General features: G+C 32.5%; 3 protein-coding genes. All 3 read left to right on the forward strand.

Annotated elements, in window-relative coordinates:
- The first annotated feature begins 540 nt into the window (after positions 1–540).
- A complete protein-coding gene (locus AFK68_RS05435) occupies positions 541–1,059 on the forward strand; it encodes a hypothetical protein (RefSeq protein ID WP_094671905.1) in 519 nt (172 codons plus the stop codon).
- Positions 1,060–1,296: 237 nt separating this feature from the next.
- Positions 1,297–2,568 carry an exonuclease subunit SbcD gene (sbcD, locus tag AFK68_RS05440; RefSeq protein WP_094671906.1) on the forward strand — a complete coding sequence of 424 codons (1,272 nt, stop codon included), beginning with the start codon at positions 1,297–1,299 and terminating at the stop codon, positions 2,566–2,568.
- 821 nt (positions 2,569–3,389) lie between these two features.
- On the forward strand, positions 3,390–3,487 hold a 98-nt coding region (locus AFK68_RS44305), incomplete at its 3' end, for a DUF4896 domain-containing protein (RefSeq protein ID WP_143437553.1).

Below are 3,487 nucleotides of genomic sequence, written 5' to 3' on the forward strand. Positions count from 1 at the left end.
CATATATTCAATTTTTGCTCCTAGCAATAGGGAATATAAAATCTAGATACACAACAGCTTATATTTATTAACTCATTTATTTATTTAAAAGGCTGTTTGCGTAGCATGACCTAGGAAGAGCTGAGTGCTAATAGCTGAATGCTTACTATTTCTTGGTCATTCTTTGTGGTCATAGTTATCAGGTGTATGGTGAGGGATAGCAACATTTTTATTAAACTTTGTACGATTTATCAAAATTAATGTTACACTTGGAAAGTGTCAAAATAAGCCTAAAAATTGTAAAGATAATTAAAGGCTTAGATTACGTCAATAAATACTATTTAGAAATACAAATTTCAAGTATAGCAAAGTTTTTGAGAATTTGTATAACACAGCTTACGGTGTGACAGGCAAGCTAGAAAATATATATAGAAATTTTTTGGGAGATTAACTGGAACCATTATTCAAATAAAAAAGAGAGCTGATTAAGAATTTGGGTGAATTTGCTTTCGTAAATTTATATAGTAAAATCAAGAAAAAATACGATTAATTGACCAAACCATGATTAGTAAAATAGCATTAGCTCTGGCTACATTATCCATTCTTATACTAAATAATTCAATGATTGCCAGTGCTTTTACTACATCTATAAAACCTAATATATTGGTTCAAAAAGAGACACCAGAACATTTAGCAGCTCAAGCATTATACTACGCAGAAAATGCTTCAACCTTTAACAACCAACCTGAATATCAAAAACAATTGAAAAAGGCTAAAAAATTAATTTTAGCACTACCAAAATCTGAAGCTAAAAAGAAGTTAAAACGCGCTTTAGATATTCATCTTGTTGTTGAAGATTTACCTGATTGTGAGGATAGTAATAGTCAGCAAGACTTAAAAACACAAAACGAGTGTACTAGAAAAAAACTATCAAAAATTACCGATATTTCACCTTTTGCTGCTCAAACAGTTACACAATTAGAAGAAGAACTTCCCATTGACATTAGTTTTATAAGAATACGGCCAAGATTAGTACAAGACGCCATAAATTGGCGTAAATTTGTATTACCTGAAATTTAGAACTCTGTATCTCAATTAATAATGGATAATGAAAAGTATAGCAATCCGCGCTTATGTTTCACAATTCAAAAACTATAAATCAACTCCAAAACTCTTAGCCATTAACCATTTACTCCAAACCTATTCCCAAATAGTAGCAAGATTTTTGACACGAATAAAACTAGGATTGCTATATCTCTAATTATCAATTATCAATTATCCATTATCCATTGGTAAGAAGCTCCCTAAATAAAAAAAATGATTAAAATTCTTCATCTTTCTGACATTCATATTGGCAGTGGTTTTTCTCACGGTCGCATCAACCCAGAAACAGGTTTAAACACTCGCCTCGAAGACTTTATTTCTAGTCTAAAACTTTGTATAGATAGGGCAATTTCTGAACCAGTTGATTTAGTTTTGTTCGGTGGAGATGCTTTTCCAGATGCTACTCCTGCGCCATACATAAAACAAGCTTTTGCTGGTCAATTACGACGTTTAGTAGATGCTAAAATTCCCACAGTATTATTAGTAGGAAATCACGACCAACATTCCCAAGGTCAAGGGGGCGCAAGTTTAGGTATTTATCGGACTTTAGGAGTTCCTGGAGTTGTGGTAGGCGATCGCTTAGAAACTCACAAAATTCCGACTAAAAATGGTGCTATTCAAATTATTACTTTGCCTTGGTTAACTGCTTCTAATTTAATGACAAAATCAGAGACTGAAGGTAAATCTATGAGTCAGGTAAATGAGTCATTAATTGAAAAATTACGGTTAATATTAGAAGCAAAAATTCGGAGATTAAACCCAGAAATTCCCACCGTACTTTTAGGTCATTTAATGGCAGATAGAGCAAGTTTAGGAGCAGAACGTTTTTTAGCAGTTGGTAAAGGTTTTAATATTCCTGTTTCTCTATTAAACCGACCTTGTTTTGATTATGTTGCTTTAGGTCACGTTCACAAACATCAAAATTTGAATAAGTCTAATAACCCACCAATTATTTATCCTGGAAGTATTGAAAGAGTTGACTTCAGCGAGGAGAAGGAAGAGAAGGGTTTTGTTTTTATTGAACTCGAAAAAGGTGAAGCTAAATGGAAATTTTGTTCTCTACCAGTCCGAAGTTTTCAGACTATTAAAATTAATGTTTCAGAAGCAGAAAATCCACAAAGTGAATTATTGAAAGCTATTAGTAAATATCAGATAGAAAATGCAGTAGTGAGGTTAATTTATCAGTTACGTTCCGAACAATTAGACTTGATTGATAATAACGTTTTACATCAAGCTTTAACTGAAGCACATACCTATACTATTCAACCAGAATTAGTCAGTCAATTAGCAAGACCTCGTTTACCAGAATTATCAACAGGTAATAGTATCGATCCTTTAGAAGCATTAAAAACTTATTTAGAAAGTCGGGAAGATATTCAAGATATTCAGGAAGAAATGTTAGAAGCTGCTGGTAAATTACTATCAGGTAAAGCAGATTTATCAGAAGAAAATTCTGATGGTCAGTTAAGTTTATTTAGTAAATAAGGGAATATGGAATTTTATTAATGGATAATTATTGCTCTGCTGATTAAATATAAAAGCATTGACAGATAAAGGTTTTAGTATTTTTAGGTCTTGAAAAAGTACCTCCTTTTCACCTCTTGATGCACGGTTCCCGAAAAATCAAAAAGTTAGAATTTCTGGCGTATAGTTGGGCAAAAAAATTATTTCCCTACTCCCCTACTCCCCTGCTCCCCTACTCTTTAAAAAAGACTTTTTCTGCAAACCCTAATTAGGGCTGGCTGAATAAATCTAAAAGCCTTTACAGATAAAGCTTATAACCTTTGAAAATCGCAAAAAAATGCAGTTTTTTGACTTAAAACTACCAAAAAGTTAGGATTTTAGGCAGATCAAGGATATAAAAATAAAGCAACAATTATTCGGAATACTTTCTCCTTCTTCCCCCCCCTCCCCACACTCTGCTTTTTTCAGTAAACCCTAATTAGGGCTTGCTGATTAAATAGACATCTCCGGAAAATAAATAAACCTTTGAGTTAGATCGGCTAAAGAAAGAAAAAGTCACCATAAAAAATCCTTTTTCATGCCTTTTTCGTAAAAATATCTTGCCAGTTAAGCGTTCCCTGTTCCCTGTTCACTACTCCTCCAAAAAATCTATATCTTTTTCGGAGAGGTCTAATATAAAAGGATTGACAGATAGAACTTTTAACCTTTTTAGGTCTGAAAAAAGTACCTGGTTTTCAGCTCTTAATACTCGAACTCGAAAAGGAGCCTATTTTAGGCAAGAGTTGCGCAAAAAAAAATTACCGAATAATTAAGGTATAAAGCCTTCTATTTCAAGAGAAACAATGAATTTATTTTCCTTTTATTCAATCCTCTTCCTTTTAGGGAGAGGTAATTATAAATTATCAATTATCAATTATCAATTATCAATTATCAATTATCA

This window comes from Hydrocoleum sp. CS-953 (assembly GCF_002260545.1).
Lineage (GTDB): Bacteria > Cyanobacteriota > Cyanobacteriia > Cyanobacteriales > Microcoleaceae > Trichodesmium.

Coding starts and splice junctions, on each gene's coding strand:
- AFK68_RS05435 (WP_094671905.1), top strand. CDS start 541: ATGATTAGTAAAATAGCATTAGCTCTGGCTACATTATCCATTCTTATA.
- sbcD (WP_094671906.1), top strand. CDS start 1,297: ATGATTAAAATTCTTCATCTTTCTGACATTCATATTGGCAGTGGTTTT.